The organism is Streptomyces achromogenes, assembly GCF_030816715.1.
Taxonomy (GTDB): domain Bacteria; phylum Actinomycetota; class Actinomycetes; order Streptomycetales; family Streptomycetaceae; genus Streptomyces; species Streptomyces achromogenes_A.
In genome coordinates this window covers 4,503,838-4,528,300 of sequence record NZ_JAUSYH010000001.1, presented here as the reverse complement: position 1 = coordinate 4,528,300, position 24,463 = coordinate 4,503,838, and the positions used below count along the sequence as shown (strand labels likewise).

At 69.9% G+C, this 24,463-nt stretch carries 22 protein-coding genes, 2 tRNA genes and 2 pseudogenes; 9 read left to right on the top strand and 17 right to left on the bottom strand.

Annotated elements, in window-relative coordinates; translation table 11 throughout:
• Positions 1-11: 11 nt before the first annotated feature.
• On the bottom strand, positions 12-695 hold the full coding sequence (locus QF032_RS20320) for a class E sortase (protein ID WP_307060314.1): 684 nt from the start codon (positions 693-695) through the stop codon (positions 12-14).
• A 32-nt stretch (positions 696-727) separates the two neighbouring features.
• The gene (locus tag QF032_RS20315) at positions 728-1,624 is read right to left on the bottom strand and encodes a DUF881 domain-containing protein (RefSeq protein WP_306950495.1); all 897 of its coding nucleotides are present in this window, start codon (positions 1,622-1,624) and stop codon (positions 728-730) included.
• 140 nt (positions 1,625-1,764) lie between these two features.
• Between QF032_RS20315 and crgA the strand changes: the two genes are divergently transcribed.
• A complete protein-coding gene (crgA, locus tag QF032_RS20310) occupies positions 1,765-2,019 on the top strand; it encodes a cell division protein CrgA (protein WP_306950494.1) in 255 nt (84 codons plus the stop codon).
• Positions 2,020-2,285: 266 nt separating this feature from the next.
• Here the strand turns inward: crgA and QF032_RS20305 are convergent, their stop codons facing one another.
• Both QF032_RS20305 and QF032_RS20300 read right to left on the bottom strand, forming a co-directional pair.
• On the bottom strand, positions 2,286-3,179 hold the full coding sequence (locus QF032_RS20305; RefSeq protein WP_307044524.1) for a rhomboid family intramembrane serine protease: 894 nt from the start codon (positions 3,177-3,179) through the stop codon (positions 2,286-2,288).
• A gap of 113 nt (positions 3,180-3,292) precedes the next feature.
• The gene (locus QF032_RS20300; protein WP_307056932.1) at positions 3,293-3,826 is read right to left on the bottom strand and encodes a peptidylprolyl isomerase; all 534 of its coding nucleotides are present in this window, start codon (positions 3,824-3,826) and stop codon (positions 3,293-3,295) included.
• Between the two features lie 344 nt (positions 3,827-4,170).
• On the opposite strand from QF032_RS20300, the gene QF032_RS20295 reads away from it, so the two are divergent.
• Positions 4,171-4,878 (top strand): DUF5324 family protein, encoded by a 708-nt coding sequence (locus QF032_RS20295; protein ID WP_307044521.1) that lies wholly within the window; start codon positions 4,171-4,173, stop codon positions 4,876-4,878.
• Positions 4,879-5,005: 127 nt separating this feature from the next.
• Here the strand turns inward: QF032_RS20295 and QF032_RS20290 are convergent.
• Positions 5,006-5,078: transfer RNA gene (locus QF032_RS20290), tRNA-Ala, on the bottom strand.
• 181 nt (positions 5,079-5,259) lie between these two features.
• Here QF032_RS20290 and QF032_RS20285 point away from each other — a divergent pair.
• Together QF032_RS20285 and QF032_RS20280 are read left to right on the top strand one after the other, a co-directional pair.
• Complete coding sequence (locus tag QF032_RS20285; protein WP_306950490.1) at positions 5,260-5,808, top strand: helix-turn-helix domain-containing protein; 549 nt, start codon at positions 5,260-5,262, stop codon at positions 5,806-5,808.
• A 303-nt stretch (positions 5,809-6,111) separates the two neighbouring features.
• A complete protein-coding gene (locus QF032_RS20280; RefSeq protein ID WP_307056930.1) occupies positions 6,112-7,713 on the top strand; it encodes a serine/threonine-protein kinase in 1,602 nt (533 codons plus the stop codon).
• On the opposite strand, the gene QF032_RS20275 is transcribed toward QF032_RS20280, so the two are convergent.
• The gene (locus QF032_RS20275) at positions 7,677-9,104 is read right to left on the bottom strand and encodes a hypothetical protein (RefSeq protein WP_307056928.1); all 1,428 of its coding nucleotides are present in this window, start codon (positions 9,102-9,104) and stop codon (positions 7,677-7,679) included. The two genes, QF032_RS20280 and QF032_RS20275, sit on opposite strands and share 37 nt — an antisense overlap.
• A 261-nt stretch (positions 9,105-9,365) precedes the next feature.
• Entirely contained in the window at positions 9,366-9,494 is a 129-nt protein-coding gene (locus QF032_RS20270) for a DLW-39 family protein (RefSeq protein WP_003999697.1), read from the bottom strand.
• A gap of 348 nt (positions 9,495-9,842) precedes the next feature.
• On the opposite strand from QF032_RS20270, the gene QF032_RS20265 reads away from it, so the two are divergent.
• The gene (locus tag QF032_RS20265) at positions 9,843-10,208 is read left to right on the top strand and encodes a DUF6344 domain-containing protein (RefSeq protein WP_306950487.1); all 366 of its coding nucleotides are present in this window, start codon (positions 9,843-9,845) and stop codon (positions 10,206-10,208) included.
• Positions 10,209-10,345: 137 nt separating this feature from the next.
• On the opposite strand, the pseudogene QF032_RS20260 reads toward QF032_RS20265, so the two are convergent.
• Positions 10,346-10,591 (bottom strand): annotated as a pseudogene (locus QF032_RS20260) (glyoxalase/bleomycin resistance/dioxygenase family protein); the annotation flags it as partial.
• Positions 10,592-10,636: 45 nt separating this feature from the next.
• Here QF032_RS20260 and QF032_RS20255 point away from each other — a divergent pair.
• A complete protein-coding gene (locus tag QF032_RS20255) occupies positions 10,637-11,104 on the top strand; it encodes a GNAT family N-acetyltransferase (protein WP_307056926.1) in 468 nt (155 codons plus the stop codon).
• 6 nt (positions 11,105-11,110) lie between these two features.
• Here the strand turns inward: QF032_RS20255 and QF032_RS20250 are convergent, their stop codons facing one another.
• Positions 11,111-11,638, bottom strand: coding sequence for a DUF6584 family protein (locus tag QF032_RS20250; RefSeq protein ID WP_307056924.1), 528 nt, complete (start codon positions 11,636-11,638; stop codon positions 11,111-11,113).
• A gap of 593 nt (positions 11,639-12,231) precedes the next feature.
• Between QF032_RS20250 and QF032_RS20245 the strand changes: the two genes are divergently transcribed.
• The 3 genes and pseudogenes from QF032_RS20245 (at position 12,232) to QF032_RS20235 (ending at position 13,770) form a co-directional block, all read left to right on the top strand.
• A complete protein-coding gene (locus QF032_RS20245) occupies positions 12,232-12,702 on the top strand; it encodes an SPW repeat protein (RefSeq protein ID WP_307056922.1) in 471 nt (156 codons plus the stop codon).
• A 499-nt stretch (positions 12,703-13,201) separates the two neighbouring features.
• Positions 13,202-13,447, top strand: a pseudogene (locus tag QF032_RS20240) (helix-turn-helix domain-containing protein); the annotation flags it as partial.
• A 122-nt stretch (positions 13,448-13,569) separates the two neighbouring features.
• The gene (locus tag QF032_RS20235) at positions 13,570-13,770 is read left to right on the top strand and encodes a tyrosine-type recombinase/integrase (RefSeq protein WP_307056921.1); all 201 of its coding nucleotides are present in this window, start codon (positions 13,570-13,572) and stop codon (positions 13,768-13,770) included.
• 170 nt (positions 13,771-13,940) lie between these two features.
• On the opposite strand, the gene QF032_RS20230 is transcribed toward QF032_RS20235, so the two are convergent.
• From QF032_RS20230 to dnaN, 8 genes are all read right to left on the bottom strand, one after another.
• Positions 13,941-14,017: transfer RNA gene (locus QF032_RS20230), tRNA-Ile, on the bottom strand.
• Between the two features lie 123 nt (positions 14,018-14,140).
• Positions 14,141-14,986: a DUF3566 domain-containing protein gene (locus QF032_RS20225; protein WP_307044507.1), complete on the bottom strand. Its 846-nt coding sequence runs from the start codon at positions 14,984-14,986 to the stop codon at positions 14,141-14,143.
• An 18-nt stretch (positions 14,987-15,004) separates the two neighbouring features.
• Positions 15,005-17,599: a DNA gyrase subunit A gene (gene gyrA, locus QF032_RS20220; RefSeq protein WP_306950484.1), complete on the bottom strand. Its 2,595-nt coding sequence runs from the start codon at positions 17,597-17,599 to the stop codon at positions 15,005-15,007.
• 42 nt (positions 17,600-17,641) lie between these two features.
• On the bottom strand, positions 17,642-19,702 hold the full coding sequence (gene gyrB / locus QF032_RS20215) for a DNA topoisomerase (ATP-hydrolyzing) subunit B (protein ID WP_307044505.1): 2,061 nt from the start codon (positions 19,700-19,702) through the stop codon (positions 17,642-17,644).
• Between the two features lie 410 nt (positions 19,703-20,112).
• Positions 20,113-20,655, bottom strand: coding sequence for a DUF721 domain-containing protein (locus tag QF032_RS20210; protein WP_307044504.1), 543 nt, complete (start codon positions 20,653-20,655; stop codon positions 20,113-20,115).
• The gene (recF, locus tag QF032_RS20205) at positions 20,652-21,773 is read right to left on the bottom strand and encodes a DNA replication/repair protein RecF (RefSeq protein WP_306950481.1); all 1,122 of its coding nucleotides are present in this window, start codon (positions 21,771-21,773) and stop codon (positions 20,652-20,654) included. The genes QF032_RS20210 and recF overlap by 4 nt, the downstream gene beginning before the upstream one ends.
• 65 nt (positions 21,774-21,838) lie before the next feature.
• The gene (gnd, locus tag QF032_RS20200; protein WP_306950480.1) at positions 21,839-22,714 is read right to left on the bottom strand and encodes a phosphogluconate dehydrogenase (NAD(+)-dependent, decarboxylating); all 876 of its coding nucleotides are present in this window, start codon (positions 22,712-22,714) and stop codon (positions 21,839-21,841) included.
• Positions 22,715-22,917: 203 nt separating this feature from the next.
• Positions 22,918-24,048 carry a DNA polymerase III subunit beta gene (gene dnaN / locus QF032_RS20195; RefSeq protein WP_057576638.1) on the bottom strand — a complete coding sequence of 377 codons (1,131 nt, stop codon included), beginning with the start codon at positions 24,046-24,048 and terminating at the stop codon, positions 22,918-22,920.
• Positions 24,049-24,463: the final 415 nt, after the last annotated feature.

The window sequence follows — 24,463 nt, the reverse complement described above, 5'->3', positions numbered from 1 at the left end:
ACACCACCAGACTAACGGCGCAGAGCCCTCGGTTCGCCTGCCTCCACGGGCTGGGTGGAGTCCAGGTGCGCCCAGACGATCAGCCGGTGACTGTGGCCCCATTCGGGATCGCACGTGGTCAACGTCAGGTACCGGCCCGGACGCGTGTACCCCGACTTACGTGGCACAGCGTCGATCACCTCGACGTCCGAGGGCACTGTTTTGTAGGGCCCTTTGTCGATCCGATACGTGAACCAGGTCGTCCCGTCCGTCAGCACGACGGCGTCACCCGGTCTGAGCTCGGGAAAGTCCCTGAACGGGTCACCGTAGGTGCGGCGGTGGCCGGCGACGGAGAAGTTCCCGGTCTGCCCGAGCCGGGCCGTGCCCGCGTAGTGGCCCAGCCCCTTCTTGAGGGTGCCGGTCGACGTCCCCTCGAGCACCGGCTTGTTCCACGTGAAACCGAGACGCGGGATGTACATCACCGCGAAGGGGCGGCCGCCGCGGTAGGACGGCTGCGGCGCGGCGCCGGTGTGGCTCGCGCTCGGAGCGGGCGCCGCGGCCTGCCGGGCCCACTGATCGTGCAGGGCGTCCATCTGGTCGTCCATGGCCCGGTCGGCCCGCACCCCGGTCCAGAACAGTACATAGACCACGAACAGGACGATGACGGCGCCCACGGTGACGCACAGCTCGCTGAACGTCCTGACGATCACCCGCACCGACACAGGCGCCCCCCGGGGCCGCTGCTCCGCTACTTCACAGGCTTGGCGTAGTGCAGATCCACTGTGCCCGAGTAGCCCGGCAGAGTCACCGTCCCGTCCTCGGTGACTTTCCAGCCGAGGCCGTAGACGTTCACGTAGACCATGTAGTTCTGGATCGCCGGGGAGTCCGCGAGCGCCTGCTGCATCTTCTCCGGGTCCCCCACCGCCTGGATCTTGTACGGCGGGGAGTAGACGCGGCCCTGGAGGATCAGGGTGTTGCCGACGCAGCGGACGGCGCTGGTGGAGATCAGCCGCTGGTCCATGACCTTGATGCCCTGGGCGCCGCCCTGCCAGAGCGCGTTCACGACGGCCTGGAGGTCCTGCTGGTGGATGACCAGGTAGTCCGGCTGCGGTTCCGGGTAGCCGGGGAGCTTGGCGGTGGCGTTCGGCGGGGCGTCGTTGAGTGTGACGGTGACCGCCCGGCCCTTGAGTTTCTGGGTGCCGGCGCTCTTCTCCAGAGCGGCGAGCTTGTCGTCCTGGGCCTGGGTGCTGCCGTCGTCCGCCTCGGCCAGCGATTCCACGTCGTCCCGCAGGGCCCCGTTGGTCTCGTCCAGCTCGCCGTTCTTCTGGCTGCGCTCCTGGATGAGGTCGGACAGCTTCAGCAGGGAGGCGTCCGTGCGGATGTTGGTGCCCTTGGCGGTGGTGAAGCTGGTGAAGAAGAGGAGGCCGGCGAGGGCGAAGACACCCATCGTGAGCAGCCGCACCGGCCGGAAGCGGCCGAAGCCGCCCCTGCGGCCGGGTGAGGGAGCGGGCGGGGCGGGCGGGGCGGGCGAGGCAAGCGGAGTGGCCGCGTCCGGGGCCGCCGGGGAATTCGATGGAGAATCGTGTCCGGGATCGGGCGCGGAACCCGTTGATCCCGTCCGGGGGGAGTCGGCAGAATTGCTCAACGTACCCTTATCTCCTTCAGCGCCGTAGAAGCACTACGCTAACGGACGCCCGGGGGAGCCCAGCAGCCCCCTAGTACGCAGCCCCCGAGCCCGACCCAGCACCTGCGCGGCCACGCAGCGCATCGACAGGAGAGACCCTCGTGCCGAAGTCACGTATCCGCAAGAAGGCCGACTACACGCCGCCTCCGGCGAAGCAGGCGACCGCGATCAAGCTGAACAGTCGCGCCTGGGTCGCACCGGTGATGCTGGCCATGTTCATCATCGGGCTCGCCTGGATCGTGGTCTTCTACGTCACCGACGGCACCCTGCCCATCGACCAGCTGGACAACTGGAACATCGTGGTCGGCTTCGGGTTCATCGCAGCGGGGTTCGGCGTCTCCACACAGTGGAAGTGACGGGCCCCCCAAGGCCCGGACCAGCTCTGCCCATGGCTCTCCACAGAGTTATCCACAGCGGTTTCCACACTTGGGGAAAGAACGAAGATCTGTGGATAACCTCTCCGAGGTTGACGCCGGTGTGACGTAACTACCGACTGTCACCTTTACTCGAAAGACTGTTCGCCCCCTACCTGACCTGCGGAAACGCGGGTCGGCGGTAGGGGGCACAGCTGTTCCCGCACTTTGTGCACAAGATTCGCCACAGACTGTGGACAACACCGCGCTCAGGTGAGCTGGGCGGTCCTCAGGAGGGTGACGACGAGGACCACGCCCAGCATCAGCGCGCAGGTCCCGAACTGGACGAGAGCGCGGCGCTCACGCGGCGCGTAGACCATGGCGGCGCCGATGACGAGGCCGGCGACCAGGCCGCCGACGTGCCCCTGCCAGGAGATGTTCAAGCCAGGGCTGAAGGTGAAGATCAGGTTGATCACGAGCAGCGCGATGATCGGCCGCATGTCGTACCGCAGGTGACGCATCAGGACCGCGGTGGCTCCGAAGAGGCCGTAGATGGCTCCGGAAGCGCCGTACGTGGCAGTACCGGGCGAGGCGAGAAGGTAGGCCAGGGCGCTGCCGGCAAGCCCGGAGACGAAGTAGAGCGCCAGGTATCGCGACCGCCCCATAGCCCGTTCGAGGGGGCCGCCGAGCCACCACAGGCTAAGCATGTTGAAGGCGAAATGCCAGACCGCCTCATGCGTGAACATGGAGGTGACGAGGCGGTACCACTCGCCCTCGGCCACGCCTTCGGTCGGGTGGAAGGGTGCGGGCGGCCATTGGCCGATGATCGCAAGGCTCTCCAGCACCGAAGGACGCACCTGCACGAGCAGGAACACCGCCAGGTTGAGGCCGATGAGGATCTTCGTGACCAGGTGCGGGTCCTCGGCCACCGCGCCGCCCGCGATCGTGCGGGGCTGCGAGGCGCTCGGGGCGTGACCGGTGCCGGAGCCCTCCCGGACGCAAACCGGGCACTGGAAGCCTACGGAGGCGCTGACCATGCACTCGGGGCAGATCGGGCGGTCGCAGCGGGTGCAGCGCACGCCGGTCTCCCGGTCGGGGTGCCGGTAGCAGACGGGCAGGCCGCTGTGTGCGTCGTCCTGCCGGCTGCCGGACGCCTGGTCCATGTGGGCTCCCAGTGGGTGGTCTGAAGTCGTCGGAGCAGGTGAAGGAACCGCCCTGCTCATCCTTACGGACCAGCAGGGCGTTTGGTTCCCGAAGGCCCGCCGCGTATCCGGACTCAGGTCGTGCGGCGCTCCACGACGACCGACTCGAGGACGATGTCCTCCAGTGGACGCTCCGTGCGCGGGTTGGTCCGGACCGTCGCGATGGCGTCGACGACCTTCTGGCTCGCCGCGTCGGTGACCTCGCCGAAGATGGTGTGCTTGCGGGTCAGCCAGGCCGTCGGGGAGACGGTGATGAAGAACTGCGAGCCGTTGGTGCCTGGGCCGGAGTTGGCCATGGCCAGCAGGTAGGGCCTGTCGAATCGCAGTTCCGGGTGGAACTCGTCCGCGAACTGGTAGCCGGGGTCACCGGTGCCGTTGGACAGCGGGTCGCCGCCCTGGATCATGAATCCGCTGATCACCCGGTGGAAGACGGTGCCGTCGTAGAGCCTGGCCGTGGACCTCACGCCCGTCTTGGGATTGACCCACTCGCGCTCGCCCGTCGCAAGCTCGACGAAGTTCCTGACCGTCTTGGGGGCGTGGTCCGGGAAGAGCCGGATCTCGACGTCGCCAAGCGTGGTCTTCAGGGTGGCGTACAGGTGCTCGGCCACGATCTTGATCTGCCTTCCGTCGTCTTCCTGTGACTCCTCGATCCTCGCACGGTACGGGGCAGCGGAACCCGAACCGCCGGTTACGGGTCCAACGCTTCCGGCAGGGAAAACGCGCCGGACTCCTCCGGGTCGGGGGCGAGCGGGGCCGATCCGTGGCATCGTCGGTTTTGTCGCCCTGTCCGACCTCTGTTGCCATTGCCCTGAATGTGTCCCGGATACGTCCGCTATCGCACGTGATCGGCACCCGTATGCCCGCCCGCACATGCCGCGACCGCACTCGGCAGGCATGATCCGTAAAAGGGTGGAAAGTCGAAATACCGTACGCCACCGAGGAGGAGGAACCCGTGACCCGCATCGACAGCGTGCGCGCCGCGACCGGCTCGGCGAAGGGAAGCGTGCTGCACGCCGCGGAAGTGGTGGCGCCCTACGCCGACACGGCCAAGGAACGGGCCGCGCTCTACGCGCACGAGGCCCGTGTACGGCTCGCGCCCAAGGTGTCGCTGGCCGCCGAACAGGCCCGCGTCCAGTACGGCGCCCACGTCGCCCCGCGCCTGGAGCAGGCCCTGACGCACGTCCCGCCGAAGGTCGACCTGGCCGCGCACGAAGCGGCCGTCCGCACCCGCCTTGTCGCCCGGCAGGCGGCCGACTATTCCCGGCCGAAGATCGAACAGGCAGTGGCCGCGGCCGGCCCCGTGAAGGACGAAGCCGCCGCCCGTGGCGTCGCCGCGCTGGCCGCCCTGCGCGGTCAGGTGACGCCGAAGGAGATCGAGAAGCTGGTGCGCAAGCACCGGCGGCGTGCCAAGGCGGGCAAGCTCGCCAAGGCGCTGGCCGTGCTGGGCGCCGTCGCAGGCGGCGCGTACGCGGCCTACCGGTGGTGGGACAAGCAGGCCAACCCGGACTGGCTGGTCGAGCCGCCGGCGGCCACGGAGGTGCCTGCCTCGGGTGCCACCCTGACCTCGGTCGACGGCAGCGTCGATCCGGCCGTTCTGGACCCCGAGGTCCAGGCCAAGCAGGCCGAGGAAGAGGCCGCGCACCGCGACGACCGCGGCTGAGCGGGCCGTCGGCCGGTGGCCCGGCCGGTGGCCGCCCGACGGCCGCCGACCGGCTTCACCACCGCGCCCCAGCACGTCAAAAGACCCCTCCCATCTGCGTCTCCGCAGGTAGGAGGGGTCTTTGGTGTGGAGCCTAGGGGAGTCGAACCCCTGACATCTGCCATGCAAAGACAGCGCTCTACCAACTGAGCTAAGGCCCCGGAAGGTGACGTCCGGCCGGATCGAGCTCGTCCCGGCTGGCGTCGCAGACCAGAGTACCGGGTCACCGGGGGTATCTCGCAAAAAGATTGGGGTCCCCGAGGATGACCACTCTCCGTAGGATGCTCGGACGTGGTTCGCTACAGCGAACCGCGGTTTCTGGGGAAGCGATGGGGAGACGCAATGGACGCCGCACAGCAGGAAGCGACCGCGAGAGCGCGGGAACTGCAGCGGAACTGGTACGGGGAGCCGCTGGGGGCGCTCTTCCGTAAGCTCATCGACGATCTTGGCCTCAACCAGGCTCGTCTCGCGGGGGTGCTGGGACTGTCGGCGCCGATGCTGTCGCAGCTGATGAGCGGTCAGCGGGCGAAGATCGGCAATCCGGCCGTGGTGCAGCGGGTGCAGCTGCTCCAGGACTTGGCCGCACAGGTCGCGGACGGCAGCGTCAGCGCCGCCGAGGCGACCGAGCGCATGGACGAGATCAAACGGTCGCAGGGGGGATCGGTGCTCAGCAACGCCACACAGTCGACGACCAGTTCGGGGGCGCCCACGGTCAAGCGGGTCGTCCGCGAGATCCAGTCACTGCTGCGCTCGGTGTCCGCCGCCGGCGACATCATCGACGCCGCCGACACGCTCGCCCCGACCCACCCCGAACTGGCGGAGTTCCTGCGGGTGTACGGCGCCGGCCGCACCTCCGACGCCGTGACGCACTACCAGTCCCACCAGAGCTGAGCGCGGGCCCCGGTAGCCGAAGGGGGTTCGGCAGCCGGGAGGTCGGCAGCCCGCGGGGGCGGCAGCCGACACACTGAGGATCAGCACCGGGAAGCACCGGGAACGGCACCGCGTGACGGGGGACACGGGGGCCACCAGGGCCAGCGGGGACACGGGGGATACGGGGGCCACGGGGGATACGAGGCGTTCACGGGACGCATGGGGTTCGTGAAGTCCGCGGGGGACACGGGGGTCGTATCGCCCGCCACGGGGGTAGCAACGGGGAGAACCCGCAGGGGCGAGGGGGAGGAGCGACGCACTGCCATGGGTGAGGTCTTCGCCGCACGGTACGAACTGGCCGACCCGATCGGCCGCGGAGGGGTGGGCGCGGTCTGGCGCGCCTGGGACCATCGCCGCCGCCGTTACGTCGCCGCCAAGGTGCTCCAGCAGAGCGACGCGCACGCGCTGCTGCGCTTCGTGCGCGAGCAGGCGCTGCGGATCGACCATCCTCATGTGCTCGCGCCCGCCAGCTGGGCGGCCGACGACGACAAGGTCCTGTTCACCATGGACCTGGTGGCCGGCGGTTCGCTGGCCCATCTCGTCGGCGACTACGGGCCGCTGCCGCCCGTGTTCGTGTGCACGCTGCTCGACCAGCTGCTCTCCGGGCTCGCCGCGGTCCACGCGGAAGGCGTCGTGCACCGCGACATCAAGCCCGCCAACATCCTGCTGGAGGCCACCGGGACGGCCCGCCCGCGCCTCAGGCTCTCCGACTTCGGCATCGCGATGCGGCTGGGCGAGCCCCGGCTGACCGACACCGACCTCGTGGTGGGGACGCCGGGTTACCTCGCACCCGAACAGATGCTGGGCGCCGACCCAGACTTCCCGGCCGACCTGTTCGCGGTCGGACTGGTCGCCCTGTACCTGCTCGAGGGGGCCAAGCCCGACACCAAGGCCTTGGTCGAGTACTTCGCGGACCACGGAACGCCGGGCGCGCCCACGAACGTCCCCGAGCCCCTGTGGCAGGTCGTGGCCACTCTCCTGCAGCCGGACCCGCAGGCCCGCTTCCGTACGGCGACGGGGGCGCGAAAGGCCCTCGCGGCGGCCGCCGAACTCCTTCCGGAGCCGGGGCCGGACGACGAGCTGATCGAGATATTCGACCAACTCGGGCCGCTGCCCAAGGGGTTCGGTCCCGACGGCCCCGCGCCCCGGCCCGGTGACTCGACCACGCGTCCCGGAAACCCCGCGTCCCGGCCCGCCGGCCCACCGGGTCCCGCCCGCCCGAACGCCGCGTCCGTGCCGTCCCGGCCGTCCACCGCGCCTGCCCAGGCGCCGCCCCGGCCCGCCGCCCCTCCGCCCGGCCCCGCCCACGTTCCGGCTCCCGCTCCCGCTCCCGCTTCCGCTCCCGCTCCCGCTCCCACCCCGACTCCCTCGGCCGCCCCGTCGATGTCGGACACGGGCAGCTTCTCTCTGCCGCCGCCGCAGCCGACGACCGGCTCGTTCCCCTCCGCGCAGTCCCCCGCTCAGGCGTCCGCGCAGCCCCCCGCGTACCGTCCTCCCGGCCACACGCCACCGCCCGTCTCCCCCGCGCCCTCGTACCACCAGCCCGCGTACGAGCCGTCGTACCAGCCCACGTACCGGCCCGCGTACGAGTCCACGTTCGCCCTGCCCACCCGTCAGCCGGGAGCCGACACCTCCTCGACCGCCTCGTACACCGCCCGGGACCCCCGGCCTTCGCAGCCCCCGCAGCACGCGCAGAACCCCCTGCCCGCACCCGCGGTGCCGGCGGCTTCGTCGCAGACCGGCCGCCGGGGGCATCGCGCCGCCCGCCGGGGCCGCCCGGGGCCGCCGGTGAAGGTCGCGTTGCCCCTGCTGCTGCTCGCGCTCGCCTGTTACGCGGTGGGGTTCTGGGCGCTGGCCCGCATCTGAGCCGCGGCCCGGCGCCGCGCGGTCAGGGTCCAGACCCCGAGCACCGTGAGCAGCAGACTGCCGGCGCCGATGCCGCCCACCGCCACCGCCTTCATCGCGGGGTCACCGCCGCCCGGCGTCCCGCTGCTCGACGCGTCCACGGTGCCCGCTCTCCCGGCCGCCTCCGGCTCCGGATCCGGGGCGCCGACGTCGAAGATCCCGCGCGGCGCCGACCGCGCCGCGTACCCCGGCCCGTCCTGTGTCCGGCCGCCGACCCGGATCCGCAGGGTCAGCCCGTAGGGGCCGTTGCCGAACCGGTCGCCCACCTGGGCCGCGAGGTGCACCACGAGGTAGTACGCGCCGGCGAACCGCAGGGACTTGGTGGAGGTCGCGGAGGCGTAGCGGTTGGCGTAGCGGTTGGCGTAGCCGACCGGCGGAAGCGGGGGCAGCGCCGTCGACTTCTGGGTGCCGCCGTACCCCACGGCGGTGCCCTTGACCTCGGCTCGCACCGGGTTGTAGAGCGTCATGTCCAGGGCGTCGACCACATAACCGGAGTCCTTGTCGGCGCTCCCCAGGTCGACCGCGGCGGACACCTGGCGGCCCCAGTCGACGGGCACCTCGTAGAACAGGGTCTGGCCGGGGACGATCTTGTCGCTCCAGACGCCCTGCCGCACGGCCGTTGCGCCGGTGAAACCGGCTCCGCCCCGCACGGCCACCGGCTCGGTGACGGGGGGCGTGGGCGTCGCGGAGTCCCACGCCTCGGGCCCGCGCGTAGCGGCCGCCTTCCGCAGGGCGGGCTCGGAGACGGGGGCGAGCTCCAGCTCCCAGGGCTCGGCGGAGGGAGCCCTCTCCTCGCCACCGGTGCCCGAGCCGACACCGCTGTCACCGTCTCCGCGGCCGCTGCCCGCGTGGACGCCGGTGCGCTCCACGACCACGTAGTACGTCCCGGCCTTCTGGCACAGCCCCCTGCCGGGGAGAAGTTCACGCGCGCCCCACGCGGTGATCGGCTGCGGGCTCTTGGACGCCCCGACGGTCGCCGTGTCTCGGGAGCAGGACGCGCCGTCGGTGTTCTGCACGGAGACGCTGATGCCGTCGCCGACGGACAGCACGGTGTCCGCGCTGGGCACGGCCGTGACGGCGACGTACGCGTTCGACGTGCCGTCGAGTTCGAGGCGGTAGTAGGCCTTCCCCTCGCGCGCGAGGGAACTGCGGTAGGTCGCGCCGGGATCCAGGCTCACGGCGCCGGTGGTGACCGTCGCCGCAGGTGCGGGACGGACGTCGTCCGCGAAGGCGTAGGTCGGGGCGTCCGGCGCGTCAGGCGCGTTCGTCGCAGCCCGCGCAGTCGTCGCAGCCGGTCCGGGAAGCGCCGCCGGGGCCGCGCACAGCACCGCTCCCACGACGGCGGTCCGCACGGCGGTCCGCCACCCGGCCGTCCTCGCCCTCCCGAGCCCCGCACTCCAACGCCCCGCACGCCGGGTCATCAACGCCGTCCCCTCCCCTTGGACCGAACGTGGGCCATCCTGCCCGGCACGCGCGCGTGGCACCCGCGCATTGCGTACGGGCGTCCGAAAAGCCCGTCTCCCGCCGCCGGTATCGGCAGTCCGGGGGTTCCGCAACACAAGACCCCGACCGCGTGCTGCGGCCGGGGTCTGCTCAGTCTTCGGTATCGGTACTCACGAACCCGTGGGCACGGAGTCGGTCGCCTCCGTCCACAGATCCTGCTCGGCGCGGTCCGCCTGGATCTGGCGGTACACGAGGAGCCCGCCGATGGCGGCCAGTGCGACCAGGAGAAGCTTCTTCACCGCGCTACCTCGTCTTTCCTTGGCGTAGGGGATCTCTGGCGCCCGACTATACACACCGACCGAGACCGATCGGTGACCTGCGCCCACCCCCAACTCCCGCCTTCGGCAGCGCAGTAGAAGCGGATCGGACCACTCCGATCGGAGGGTGATCACATCTCCACAGCGGATGACTTTTGCCCCTGCTGGTACCGGTTGGCTGCTTTTCCTGGCTCTTTCTTCGCTCTTGCACCCATCCGAGTGGTGTTCATCAGAACAACGCCACGCCGCGAGCGTCGGTCCACCACTTCGCGGCCCCCATACACATCATGAGGAAAGTACGCAAATCGCCCAACCTGAAAGTGAGGGGCCATGACCGACAACCGCGTCATGAAACTGTGGACCGCCATCGTCACCGCCTTCCTCGCGCTGTGCACGGCGCTCGGACTCATCACGACGACCGCCGCGACGGCCGCGGCCCAGACAGGGCCGGCACGCAGCGCGGAGAGCTTCGGCGCCCCACAGGAGCCGGCCCGGCCGACGGCGTCGTCGTCGACCTGGCTCTGGTCCCAGGCCCGCTCCCTGCCCCCCACGATGAAGCAGCGCATCCGCGCCGAGGCACACGGCAAGTCCCCCAGCTGCCGCCACCACGGCCTGCCGGACACGGAAGCGGCCGAGCACCCGACGTCCTGCACGCCCGAGGACCCCGCCGAACCGGCCGTCCCCCAGCAGAACTGAGCCCCCGCCCCTCCCCGACGTGACGGCGAACTTGCGTACAGCCCGCACGAGCAGGCCCGGCAGCTCCCCAGGAGCCACCGGGCCTTCGCCGTGCCCCCACCCGTCTCCCCCTGCGCGCCACACCTGCGCGGCGGGGTTCAGCGGCAGGCGCACCCTGCGCTCGCCGGGGCCTCCTCGGCGACCTGGCCGGTGCAGCAGCCGTCGCCGGCGCCGTCGGGGTCGACGCCCTTGTCGAGCGTGTCGGCGTCGGCCTTGACCACGTAGACCTCCCAGGGTTCCCGCCCCGGACCGTGGACCCACACCGTGTCCTGGGGGGCGTAACAGCAGGAGGTGTCGTTCTCCTCGAAGGTGGCGAGGCCGGCGTCCTTGAGCCGCGCGGTGGCGAATCTTCTCACCGGGGCCGCCCTCGATCAGCACGAGCCACCGCCATGAACCCCGAGCACGCGAAGGGGATCCTGACGATCTACCGACTCGGCATCGACGAGGGCAACGCCACCTTTCGAGACCACCGCCCCCACCTGACAGAGTTCGACGCCGCCAAGCTGCCCCGGCATCGGTTCGTCGCTCTCGACGACTCCGGCGAGGTGCTGGGCTGGATCGCGGCGGCGCCGGTCTCGGACCGGTGCGTCCATGCCGTCGTCGAACACTCGGTGTACGTCCACCCTGCGGCACGCGGCCGCCGCTTCGGTGGGGCCCTGCTCCGTCGACTGATCACGTCGACCGAGGCCGCGGGCGTCTGGACCATCCAGTGCGGCGTCTTCCCCGGGAACACCGCCAGCCTCGCCCTCCACGCACGGGCGGGTTTCCGGGTCGTCGGAACAGGTGAGCGCGTGGGCCGGCACCACGGCGTGTGGCGTGACGTCGTCTTGATCGGACGTCGAAGCCCAGCCATCTGACCTGGGTCAGTCGAAGAGGGCCAGGACTCCGATCACCCAGACCCCGAGGAACGCGAGGGCCCCCACCAAGCAGCCGACGCCTGCCAGCACATCGCTGACCGACCAGGGTCCGGAAGGCTCCTCGCACTTCTCTTCCAGGTCCTCCCGGAAGGAGGCGAGGTCGTCCCAGTCGACGGGGCGCCCGAACGCCTCGGCGCAGGCGGCCCGCACCGCGACCAGCTGCCCCTTCGCGAAGGACGTGGCGGCCATCGCCTCCGGGCCGCGCCAGGCCAGGGCCTTCATCCGCCGCCCGGGGGACCCGTACCGCACCTCGAAGGCGGCGGTCTCGTCGGCGTCGCGGTCCTCTTCGAGGTACATCCATCGTCCAGCCTCGGCGGCATCGCCGTAGAGCCGGTACACCTCGGCCAGACGCCGACGGAGCGTCAGGTCGTACGGGAAGGACGAGACGAGACCACGCAAACGCTGGCGCGCGACGGGAACCCGGCCGGCGGCCAGGTCCGCCTCGACTCGGGCAAGGGTCTCTCGAAGGGGCATGAACGCATGATCGAATACCGCGGCGGCCGGTGTCGACCCGGTTTTCCCGCTCAGCACCCACTCGCCCCGACAGTGCCGACCGAGCCCCACTCCTGCGGCGGCCACGACAAGACCCGCTCATCGGCTGACCGCAGCCGTTCACCGCCGCGGATGGCGGACGTCGATGTCAGCCGCAGATGTCAAAGACCCCCCACCATGATCGGTTGGGGGTCTTCGTGCTGGGGGTCTTCGTGCTGGTGGGGCTAACAGGATTTGAACCTGTGGCCTCATCCTTACCAGGTCGATCACACGAGGTCGGCAACGTCGACCCACCTGCCCAGCGCCTCGGTCGATCGTGCACCGCCGTCCGGCGCCGACCGCCGCTGTTCGTCCTTGTTGGTGTCAGTCGCTGGTGTCAGTCGCCGTACGCGGTCTTGACACAGGCTCCCCTTTCGGCCCCAGCGCCACAACGAGACCTCAGGCGCTGGTGAAGTCCCGCAGGCCACCTCCTCCGCAGCATCTTCGGACTCGGACAGCTCAAGGACGATTACCCCGCCGTCGCGGGGTACTCGATTTCACGTAGTACATATAACGGGCAAATCGGAGGTACCGGAATGACGACACAGCCCGGGTCGGACATGGCAACGCATCCCGACATCCTCGCCATGCGGAATCGACACGAGATGGCCGAGCGTGTCGCGACCACTCCGAGGGCACAGGCCGTCGAGGCCATGGCCCTGATCACAGGCCTCTACCTGGCGGCCTCACCGTGGATCGCGGGTTTCAACGAGTTCTCCACCCTGGCGGTCAACAATCTGATCGTCGGCATCGCATACGCCGTGATCATGAGCGGTGGCTTCGGCCGGGCATACGAGCGCTCGCACAGCATGGCGTGGGCCGCTTGCGCGCTCAGCGTGTGGACGATCTTCGCGCCCTGGGTGGTAGCAGGCGACGTCAGCACCACCAGGACCATCGTCAACAACATCATCGTCGGCGTGATCGCGCTGTTGCTGGCCCTCATGGCCGCCGCAGCCGCCCGCCCGGTGGATCAGTCGTCCGGCGACCGCTCGTCCCCGCACCGGTGATCGTCCCCCACCCTTGGAAAGTCGTGGCACTCATCACGGTGCCACCGGCCCCGCGGTTGGGACTGCCTCGCGCCGACGGAACACCGATCTGCGTTGAGCCGGTAGCGGCACAACGCAGAGAGGAATAGCGATGGAAGCCTCTGAACTGGAAACCAAGGTCCAAACGCGGGACCTGGGCAGTGATGGGCGTCGGTAGCGTCGCACTGCCGGCGGGCATCTTCCTCGGCATGGGGATCGCCAAGCATTGACGGGCTTTCGCCTCTTACCGGGGCCGCCCTTTGGCGGTGCCCGGCCTGCCCCCGCTGGGCTATGGCCCGGCCCGGGTGGGTCGCGCGTGCGGCAGCTCCGAAAGGCCGCCACCGCGGCCGCACGGGGGTGTCCGGTCCCGGGAGGTGCCTGACACTTCGATCCCAGCTGATGGTTGACGGTGGCCGTGATCGGCTTTGCTGTGCACGTCGTGGTGGCGTGTGGCAGGAGGCCGGGATTTGCTCTGGTGGAGTTGTCGGTCGTCGAGCAGAGATACCGGGCTGTGCTTGCGGTCCTGGCGGGTGCGACGGTGACCGAGGTCGCCGCTCAGCTTGGGGTGTCACGGCAGACGGTCAGCGGGTGGAAGTCACGGTATGAAGCCTCGGGTCTGGCCGGGCCGGCGGACCGGTCTCGTAGGCCGGCTTCGTGTCCGCATCAGGCTTCTGCCGAGGCGGAGTCGGCGGTGTGTGAGCTGCGTCGGGAGCATCCTCGGTGGGGATCCACGGCGGATCCCGTCCGGCCGCATCAGGCCCTGGACATGGTGCTCCGCGTCTCCGTGACGCACTCAACCGGGCTGTCCGTGAGGAGCTGCTGACGCGCAACGTCGCCCTCCTGGTCGACATGCCCAAGGTCTCCAAGGACAAGGGCACGGCGTGGAACGCGCGCGAGGCGATCCCCTTCCTTCGCTCCGTCCGGGCTCACCGCCTCTACGCGGCCTGCGTCCTGGTCCTGGTGCTCGGTCTCCGCCGCAGTGAGGTCCTCGGGCTCCGCTGGCAGGACATCGACTTCGAGGCCGGCCGGTTCACAGTCAGATCAGCATGACCATGGACGTCTATACGCACGTCGTGGGGGACAGTGAGAGGGAGGCTGTGACGCTGCTCGCAGAGCTGCTGGGAGACCCACTGATCGGCTGACCGCAGCCGTTCGCCGCCCTTGGTGTCAACCACTGGTGTCAAAAGACCCCCGGACCGATGGTCCGGGGGTCTTTTCGCTGGTGGGGCTAACAGGATTTGAACCTGTGGCCTCATCCTTATCAGGGATGCGCTCTAACCAACTGAGCTATAGCCCCGCCGCGCTCTGCGGTGTGTGTCCCGCGCGCTGACTCCTGAAGATTAGCGCACGACGCGGGCAGTCCCAAAATCGATACGCACGGGGCCTCGGCCGGGATGCGCGACCGTGCCGACGGGCGAGGTCACTCGTCCTCGGCGAGGGTCAGTTCGACGCCTCCGACGAAGCCCGCGGAGAGGTTGTAGATGAACGCTCCGAGCGTCGCGAGGGCCGTCGCGAGGACGACGTCGATGACCGCGATGATCGACGTGAACATCAGAACGTGGGGGAGCGACAGGAACGACTGCAGGTCGAAGCCGTTCGACTCGTTCGAGCCGGTCGCCTCGGAGATCGTGCCGCCCACCGTCGAGAACACGCCCATGGCGTCCATGACCATCCACAGCATGGCCGCAGCGACGATCGTGCAGATGCCCAGCGCGATGGAGAGCAGGAAGCTCACCTTCATCACCGACCACGGGTCGGCCTTCGCCACGCGCAGCCGCGCCTTGCGCACGCGGGGCGTGGTGCGGGCGCCCGTCCGCGGCCGGCGTACCGTGTCGGCCGCCGTGGGCGCCTGGGTGGGATAGGCCTGCGGCGGGTGGTAGGGCCCCGCGGGCTGCTGGGACTGCCGTTCGCCGGGCAGCGGCGACGCCTCCCGCTTGCCCTGCGCGCCTCGGGTGTCCGTCACGGTTCCCCCCTGGGTCCCCTGAGGGCCCTTGGATCCTGCCTGAGAGGTCTGGGCGGCCCGCGCGCCGGAGGATCCCGGGGATCCCTTGGGCGGCTGCGGGCCGGTGGAGGGCGAAGGCGAGTCGGCGGCGGGGGCCTTGATGGCCTTCAGCTGGGTGGTGTGGGTGTCGGCCACACGCCCCTCGGCGCCCCCGGCGCCCCGCGCGTCGGTCGTCCGCGCGTCCCCCGCCGATGCGGCGGAGCCACGGCCGCCGCCGTTCTTGCCCGTGCCGGCAGACGTACCGGCGCCCGTGGCTCCGCTCACGATGACTCTCTCCTCGTGCTACTCGGCCGAGGGCGACTCACCCTCGTCCGTGCCGGCGGCCGTGGTCGCCTCGGCGGTGTCGTCCACGGCGATCCCGCCGTCGACCTCTTCCGCCTCGCGCCCCGCCTCGGCGTTACGGGCGATGCCGACGACGGCATCGCGCTTGCCCAGGTTGATCAGTTGGACGCCCATGGTGTCACGGCCCGTCTCCCTGATCTCGTTGACTCGCGTACGAATCACACCGCCGCCCAGCGTGATGGCGAGGATCTCGTCGGTCTCCTCGACCACCAGCGCGCCGACGAGGGAGCCACGGTCCTCGACGATCTTGGCGGCCTTGATGCCGAGGCCGCCGCGACCCTGGACGCGGTACTCGTCGACGGCGGTGCGCTTCGCGTACCCGCCGTCTGTGGCAGTGAACACGAACGTACCGGGTCGAACAACATTCATCGAGAGGAGCTGGTCTCCCTCGCGGAAGCTCATGCCCTTGACACCCGAGGTGGCACGGCCCATGGGCCGCAGACTTTCGTCCGTGGCGGTGAACCTGATCGACTGTGCCTTCTTGCTGATCAGAAGCAGATCGTCGTCCGCCGAGACGAGTTCGGCTCCGATCAGTTCGTCGTCGGAACCGTCCTCCGTCTCACGGAGGTTGATCGCGATGACGCCACCGGAACGCGGCGAATCGTAATCCTTCAGAGGCGTCTTCTTCACCAAGCCGCCCTTGGTGGCCAGGATCAGATAGGGCGCCACCTCGTAGGTGCGGATCGCGAGGATCTCGGCGATCGCCTCGTCCGGCTGGAAGGCCAGCAGGTTCGCGACGTGCTGACCACGCGCGTCCCGCCCGGCGTCCGGCAGTTCGTACGCTTTCGCCCGGTACACGCGGCCCTTGTTGGTGAAGAAGAGCAGCCAGTGGTGCGTGGTGGAGACGAAGAAGTGGTCGACGATGTCGTCTTCCTTCAGCTTCGCGCCGCGCACGCCCTTGCCGCCGCGCTTCTGGGCGCGGTAGTCGTCCGTCTTGGTGCGCTTGACGTAGCCCCCGCGCGTGACGGTGACGACGATGTCCTCCTCGGCGATCAGGTCCTCGATGGACATGTCGCCGTCGTAGGGCACCAGCATCGTCTTGCGGTCGTCGCCGTACTTCTCGACGATCGCGGCGAGTTCGGCGCTGACGATGCCGCGCTGGCGGACCGGCGAGGCGAGGATCGCGTTGTACTCGGTGATCTTCGCCTGGAGCTCGTCGTGCTCCTGGATGATCTTCTGGCGCTCCAGGGCGGCCAGTCGGCGCAGCTGCATCTCGAGGATGGCGTTGGCCTGGATCTCGTCGATCTCCAGCAGCTGCATCAGGCCCGTGCGCGCGATGTCGACGGTGTCGCTGCGCCGGATCAGCGCGATGACCTCGTCGATGGCGTCCAGGGCCTTCAGCAGGCCTCGCAGGATGTGCGCCCGCTCCTCGGCCTTGCGCAGCCGGAACTTCGTCCGGCGGACGACGACCTCGATCTGGTGCGCCACCCAGTGGCGGATGAACGCGTCCAGGGACAGCGTGCGCGGGACGCCGTCGACGAGCGCCAGCATGTTCGCGCCGAAGTTCGTCTGCAGGTCGGTGTGCTTGTAGAGGTTGTTCAGCACGACCTTGGCGACCGCGTCCCGCTTGAGCACGATGACCAGGCGCTGGCCCGTGCGCGAGGACGTCTCGTCGCGGACGTCCGCGATGCCGCCGATCTTGCCGTCCTTCACCAGGTCGGCGATCTTCTGCGCGAGGTTGTCCGGGTTGACCTGGTAGGGCAGCTCCGTGACCACCAGGCACTGGCGGTTCTGGATCTCCTCGACCTCGACGACCGCCCGCATGGTGATCGAGCCGCGGCCCGTGCGGTACGCCTCCTCGATGCCCTTGCGGCCCACCACCAGGGCGCCGGTCGGGAAGTCGGGGCCCTTGATGCGCTCCATCAGCGCGTCCAGGAGCTCCTCGTGCGAGGCCTCCGGGTTCTCCAGGCACCACTGGGCGCCGGCCGCGACCTCGCGCAGGTTGTGCGAGGGGATGTTGGTCGCCATGCCGACCGCGATGCCGGCCGAGCCGTTGATCAGCAGGTTGGGGAAGCGGGCCGGCAGGACGGTCGGCTCCTGGGAGCGGCCGTCGTAGTTGTCCGTGAAGTCGACGGTCTCCTCGTCGATGTCACGGACCATCTCCATCGACAGCGGCGCCATCTTGCACTCGGTGTACCGCATGGCCGCCGCCGGGTCGTTGCCCGGGGAGCCGAAGTTGCCGTTGGAGTCCACCAGCGGCATGCGCATCGACCACGGCTGCGCAAGGCGCACCAGCGCGTCGTAGATCGAACTGTCGCCGTGCGGGTGGTAGTTGCCCATGACGTCGCCGACCACGCGGGCACACTTGTAGAAGCCGCGCTCGGGCCGGTAGCCGCCGTCGTACATGGCGTACAGGACGCGGCGGTGGACGGGCTTGAGGCCGTCGCGGACGTCCGGCAGCGCACGCGAGACGATGACGGACATCGCGTAGTCGAGGTACGAGCGCTGCATCTCCGTCTCGAGCCCCACGGGCTCGATGCGCATGACGATGTCGCCGCCCTCTTCAGGGCTGACGGGAGTGTTCTCGTCGGTCATTGCTGGGGGGAATCCTTTCTGACGCGGTCAGCTGAGACCGACTCAGATGTCGAGGAAGCGGACGTCCTTGGCGTTGCGCTGGATGAAGGCGCGGCGCGCCTCGACGTCCTCGCCCATGAGGACCGAGAACAGGTCGTCGGCCTGCGCGGCGTCGTCGAGGGTGACCTGGCCGAGGACGCGGTGCTCCTGGTCCATCGTCGTGACGCGCAGCTCCTCGGCGTTCATCTCGCCGAGGCCCTTGAAGCGCTGGATGGAGTCCTCGCGCACCCGCTTGCCGCGCTGGCGGCCCATCTCGATCAGCGCGTCGCGCTCGCGGTCGGAGTACGCGTACTCGATGTCGTCCCGGCCCCACTTGATCTTGTAGAGGGGCGGGCGGGAGAGGTACACGTGCCCGGCCTCGACCAGCGGCCGCATGAAGCGGAACAGGAAGGTCAGCAGCAGGGTGCTGATGTGCTGGCCGTCCACGTCGGCGTCCGCCATCAGGATGATCTTGTGATAGCGGAGCTTCTCGATGTCGAAGTCCTCGTGGACCCCGGTGCCGAAGGCGGAGATCAGCGCCTGGATCTCCTGGTTCTGCAGGATCTTGTCGATCCGCGCCTTCTCGACGTTGAGGATCTTGCCGCGGATCGGGAGGATCGCCTGGTACTGCGGGTTGCGACCGGACTTGGCCGAGCCGCCGGCCGAGTCGCCCTCGACGATGAAGATCTCGCACTTGGTGGGGTCGTTCGACTGGCAGTCGGACAGCTTGCCCGGCAGGGACGCCGACTCCAGCAGGCCCTTGCGGCGCGTCAGGTCGCGCGCCTTGCGGGCCGCCACGCGCGCGGTGGCCGCCTGGATGCCCTTGCGGACGATGTCCGCCGCCTCGACCGGGTTGCGGTCCAACCAGTCGTTGAGGTGCTCGTAGACCGCCTTCTGGACGAAGGTCTTGGCCTCCGTGTTGCCCAGTTTGGTCTTGGTCTGGCCCTCGAACTGCGGCTCGCTCAGCTTGACCGAGATGATCGCCGTCAGACCCTCGCGGATGTCGTCACCCGTGAGGTTGTCGTCCTTCTCGCGCAACAGCTTCTTGTCGCGCGCGTACTTGTTGACCAGGTTGGTCAGCGCCGCGCGGAAGCCCTCCTCGTGCGTACCGCCCTCATGCGTGTGGATGATGTTGGCGAAGGAGTACACGCCCTCGCTGTAACCGCTGTTCCACTGCATGGCGACCTCGAGGGACAGGCTCTTGTCCTTGTCCTCCGCCTCCAGGTCGATCACCGTCGGGTGCACCGCCTCCCCCTTGCGGGAGTTGAGGTACTTCACGAAGTCGACGATGCCGCCCTCGTAGTGGTACGTGACGGTCTTGACCTCGTCCTTCTCGTCCGCACCCGCCTCGTCCGCCCCGGCGGTGGCCTTCGCCGACTCGCGCTCGTCGGTGAGCTTGATCGTCAGGCCCTTGTTGAGGAACGCCATCTCCTGGAAGCGCCGCGACAGCGTCTCGAAGGAGTACTCGGTGGTCTCGAAGATGTCGGCGTCGGCCCAGAAGGTGACCGACGTGCCCGTCTCCTCGATGGCCTCGTGCTGGGCCAGCGGCGCCGTGGGGACGCCCATCTTGTAGTCCTGCGTCCAGCGGTGGCCGTCGGTGCGGACCTCGACGGCGACCTTGCTCGACAGGGCGTTGACGACGGAGACGCCGACGCCGTGCAGACCGCCGGAGACCGCGTAGCCGCCGCCGCCGAACTTGCCGCCCGCGTGCAGCACGGTCAGCACGACCTCGAGGGCCGGCTTGCCCTCGGAGGCCACGATGCCCACCGGGATGCCTCGGCCGTTGTCGGTGACCCGCACGCCGCCGTCGGCGAGGATCGTCACGTCGATGGTGTCCGCGTGGCCGGCCAGGGCCTCGTCGACCGAGTTGTCGACGACCTCGTAGACGAGGTGGTGCAGACCGCGCTCGCCGGTCGAGCCGATGTACATACCGGGTCGCTTGCGGACCGCGTCCAGACCCTCGAGGACGGTGATGGCGCTGGCGTCGTACGAGGCGGTGACCTCGTGGCTCGAGGTGCTCGCCTCGCTGTTCACGCCGGCGTCGGTGGACGGGATGTTCTCGTTGGGGTTGCCGGAATCGGCCACGAAGCGCCCTTTCTGGCACAGCACTAGCCAGGCTCTGGGGACCCCTCCGGGGAGGGTTGCCGGAGCGGCTGCGGCATGTTGCGTTGGTCAGCCTTGATCAGCGTTGCTCGACTTCTCCCGGGCGGTCCCCACGTTCGGGGCGGGATTGGCTTCCAGTCTACCGGTAGCACTGACACTGATGGGGGTTTGCCGGTACCTGAGTCCGCATGTGCCGCCCTCAACCGGCGTCTTCCGGGTCCCGATATACGGAAGGGGGCTCCAAGAGGCTCACAGCGGCACTCAGCGCTTTCAGGTGTCAACCCTTGGCTACTTGGGAGTCAGGTCGCCGCGCGCACCCGTGCGCGGGCGCGCGAAACGGAGGCCGGGCGATCACGACAGAACCGCCCGGCCTTACGAAGACGTGACGCACCTCACCCGTAGGTGTCGCCCGGACCGGTGCTTCCCGGGGCCCTCAGAGGGCCGTAACGGCGCACCGGGCCGCCCGGGCCCAGCACCTTGATCAACCGCACCGCGCCGTGCCCCAGATCCTCGTTGAGACGCGCCACCAGCGTCGGGGCGAGCAGCCGCAGGTTCGTCGCCCAGGCCGTCGAGTCACAGCGCACGACCAGCGTCCGCTCCTCGTCGTCGTACCTCTCGGGCACACAGTGCTTCGCCACGTCCTCGCCGACGATCTGCGGCCACCGGCCCATCACGCCGCCCACCGCGGCCGGCGCCTCCCAGCCGCGCTCGTTGAGCAGCCGGTTGATCGCGGCGCCCAGCGCCATCGGGTCGCGGCCGTCCGCGCGCGCCCCGGAGCGCAACCCGGCCCCGCGCCGGACCTGCTTCCTCTGCTGCGCCGCGTCCCCGCGCGCGCGTGCCTGCTCCCGCGCCGCCCTGAGCGCCACGCGCGCGAGGTCGACTCCGGACGGCTCGGGCGCCCGCTTCTTCGGGGCGGGCTCGTCGGCGCCGCTCATACGCGCTCCACCGTCCCCTCGGACACCGTGTACCGCGCTCCGGCGAGCACATGCGGCACGTCGTCGTCGACCGCGGCCGTCACCAGCACCTGCTCGCCGGGCGCGACCAGCTCCGCCAGCCGCTCCCGCCGGCGGGCGTCCAGTTCGGCGAAGACGTCGTCCAGGACCAGGACCGGCTCGTTGCCCTCCGCCCGCAGCAGGTCGTACGAGGCCAGCCGCAGCGCCAGCGCGTACGACCAGGACTCGCCGTGCGAGGCGTACCCCTTCGCGGGCAGCTGTCCGAGCTTGAGCAGGAGGTCGTCCCGGTGCGGCCCGACGAGGGTGACGCCCCGCTCGATCTCCTGCTTGCGGGTCTCCGCGAGGGCGGCCGTCAGCTGTTCGTAGAGGTCGTCACGCGTGTGCGCCTCGCCCGGCGCCGACGGCCTGTACTCCAGGGCCACGGGCCCGCCGCCGGGCGCAAGCTGCTCGTACGCCTTGTCGGCGAGCGGCTGGAGGGCGGCGACCAGGTCGAGGCGCCGGGCGAGCAGCTCGGCGCCCACGCGCGCGAGGTGCTGGTCCCACACGTCGAGCGTCGACAGGTCCATGGAACGGCCGCCGTGCCGGCGCGCGAGCGCGGCGGACTTCAACAGCGTGTTGCGCTGCTTGAGCACCCGCTCGTAGTCCGAGCGCACCCCCGCCATCCGCGGGGAGCGCGCGGTGATCAGCTCGTCGAGGAAACGGCGGCGCTCGCCCGGGTCGCCCTTCACCAGCGCGAGATCCTCCGGCGCGAACAGCACGGTCCGTACGATGCCCAGCACGTCACGCGGTCTGACCTGCGACGACCTGTTGATGCGGGCCCGATTGGCCTTGCCGGGGTTCAGCTCCAGTTCGATCAGCTGCTGCCGCTCGCCCTGTCTGACCTGCGCCCGTACGATCGCGCGGTCGGCGCCCATGCGGACCAGGGGGGCGTCCGAGGAGACCCGGTGGCTGCCGAGGGTGGCGAGGTAGCCGACGGCCTCGACGAGGTTGGTCTTGCCCTGCCCGTTGGGGCCCACGAAAGCGGTGACGCCCGGGTCGAGCGGAACTTCGACCCGGGCGTACGAGCGGAAGTCGGCCAGCGACAGATGCGTGACGTGCATGGTCGTTCGCCGACCTCCCCAGGGTGGTGAATCGCGGTGGTGGATCGCGGGGGCGACCCTGTGGATTACTTCTTCTCGACGGCGTGGCCGCCGAACTGGTTGCGCAACGCGGCGATCATCTTCATCTGCGGCGAGTCGTCCTGCCGGGAGGCGAACCGCGCGAACAGCGAGGCCGTGATCGCGGGCAGCGGCACGGCGTTGTCGATGGCCGCCTCGACCGTCCACCGGCCCTCGCCCGAGTCCTGGGCGAAGCCGCGCAGCTTGTCGAGGTGCTCGTCCTCGTCGAGGGCGTTGACGGCCAGGTCCAGCAGCCAGGACCGGATGACCGTGCCCTCCTGCCAGGACCGGAAGACCTCGCGCACGTCCGTGACCGAGTCGACCTTCTCGAGCAGTTCCCAGCCCTCGGCGTAGGCCTGCATCATGGCGTACTCGATGCCGTTGTGGACCATCTTGGCGAAGTGGCCGGCGCCGACCTTGCCGGCGTGCACCGCGCCGAAGGCGCCCTCGGGCTTGAGCGCGTCGAAGACCGGCTGCACCTTGGCGACGTTCGCCGCCTCGCCGCCGTACATCAGCGCGTAGCCGTTCTCCAGGCCCCAGACGCCGCCGGAGACACCGCAGTCGACGAACCCGATGCCCTTGGCGGCGAGCTCCTCTGCGTGCTTCTCGTCGTCCGTCCAGCGGGAGTTGCCGCCGTCCACCACGACGTCGCCGGGCTCCAGCAGCTCGGCGAGCTCGTCGACGGTCGACTGGGTGGCGGCGCCGGCCGGAACCATCACCCAGACCACGCGCGGGCCCTTGAGCTTGCCCACCAGCTCTTCGAGGCTGTGGACGTCGGCGAGGTCCGGGTTGCGGTCGAATCCGACGACGGTGTGGCCGGCGCGGCGGATCCGCTCGCGCATGTTGCCGCCCATCTTGCCGAGGCCGACGAGACCGAGCTCCATCAGTTGTTCCTTAGGTCGCTGTGTGGCGTGTGAGGCACCTCGTGCCCCAGTCCGAGCCTAGACCCGGACCCTCACGCACACCTGTGGGCATACGCGCTCAGACGTACCACCCATCCCGCCGCTCACCTGCGGCTTCGTCCACAGTCCGTGGACCGTTCGGCCACAGCCTGTGGACGACCTCGGGCGACCGGGCCGCCGACCGCTCAGCCGCTCAGCCGCACCGGCATGATCAGGTACTTGTAGGCGTCGTCCGCCTCCGCGTCCAGCGCGGGCTTGCCGCTGAGCAGCGCGGGCTTGGTGGACGTCGTGAAGGACAGCTGGGCGACCGGGGAGTCGATGGCACTCAGGCCGTCCAGCAGGAAGGTCGGGTTGAAGGCGATCGAGATGTCGTCGCCCTCGAGCTGGGCGTCGACCCGCTCCACAGCCTGTGCGTCGTCGCTGGAACCGGCCTCCAGGATGAGCACGCCCTGCTCGAAGCTGAGCCGCACCGGGGTGTTGCGCTCCGCGACCAGCGCCACGCGCTTGACGGCCTCCACGAAGGGGGCGGTCTCGATCACGGCGACGGAGTTGAACTCGGTCGGGAACAGCGTGCGGTACTTCGGGAGGTCGCCCTCCAGCAGGCGCGTCGTGGTGCGCCGGCCCGCGCCCTCGAAGCCGATCAGGCCTTCGCCCGAGCCGCCGCCCGACAGCGCCAGGGTGACGCTGTCGCCGCTCGTGAGGGCCTTGGCGGTGTCCAGGAGCGTCTTGGCGGGCACCAGGGCGACCGCGGAGGCCTCGGGGTTCTCCGGCTTCCACAGGAACTCGCGGACGGCGAAGCGATAGCGGTCGGTGGAGGCGAGCGTGACGGTGTCGCCCTCGATCTCGATGCGCACGCCGGTCAGCACCGGCAGCGTGTCGTCGCGCCCGGCGGCGATGGCGACCTGGGCGGCCGCGGAGGCGAAGACCTCGCCGGGGACCGTGCCCGTCGCGTTCGGCATCTGCGGCAGCGACGGGTACTCCTCCACCGGCAGCGTGTGGAGGGTGAACCGCGAGGAACCGCAGACCACCGTCGCCCGTACACCGTCTGTGGAGATCTCCACCGGGCGGTTGGGCAGAGCGCGGCAGATGTCGGCGAGGAGCCGGCCGGAGACGAGGACCGTGCCCTCCTCCTCGGTCTCGGCGTCCACCGAGACCCGGGCGGAGACCTCGTAGTCGAAGCTGGACAGGCTCAGCTGCCCGTCCTCCGCCTTCAGCAGCAGGCCGGCGAGGACCGGCGCCGGCGGGCGGGCCGGGAGGCTGCGCGCCGCCCAGGCCACGGCCTCCGCGAGTACGTCGCGTTCCACCCGGATCTTCACTCTTGCCGCCTCCTGCTGTTGCCGGCGCTTCTCGCCCTGCCTGGCTTCCGTCGCTGTCTCGGTGTGGTCGGCCCCGGTGAGGGGCAGGACCAACGGGGACCAGTCTGACGCACCGCACTGACAGTAGGTGCCCCTCGGGGTCAAGTCGTGACGAGGGGCGGCCGGGCACCGAAGAGCGAGTTGTGCACAGGACCCCCTTCTAAACGGATTTCTCGCTCTCTCTAGTCGGGAGTAGTAGTAGGGGCTGTGGATACAGTGGATAACCGCGTTTCCGCAGCTCAGGGGCAATATTTTGTCCACCGACCCTGTGGGTGGAGCCGGTGGACAACCGGGCCCTTCTGTGGAGAACAGAAAGTTCTGCACACACCGTGCACAGGGAGGGCCGAGTTCTCCCCAGCCTCGTCCCCAGGTTTGG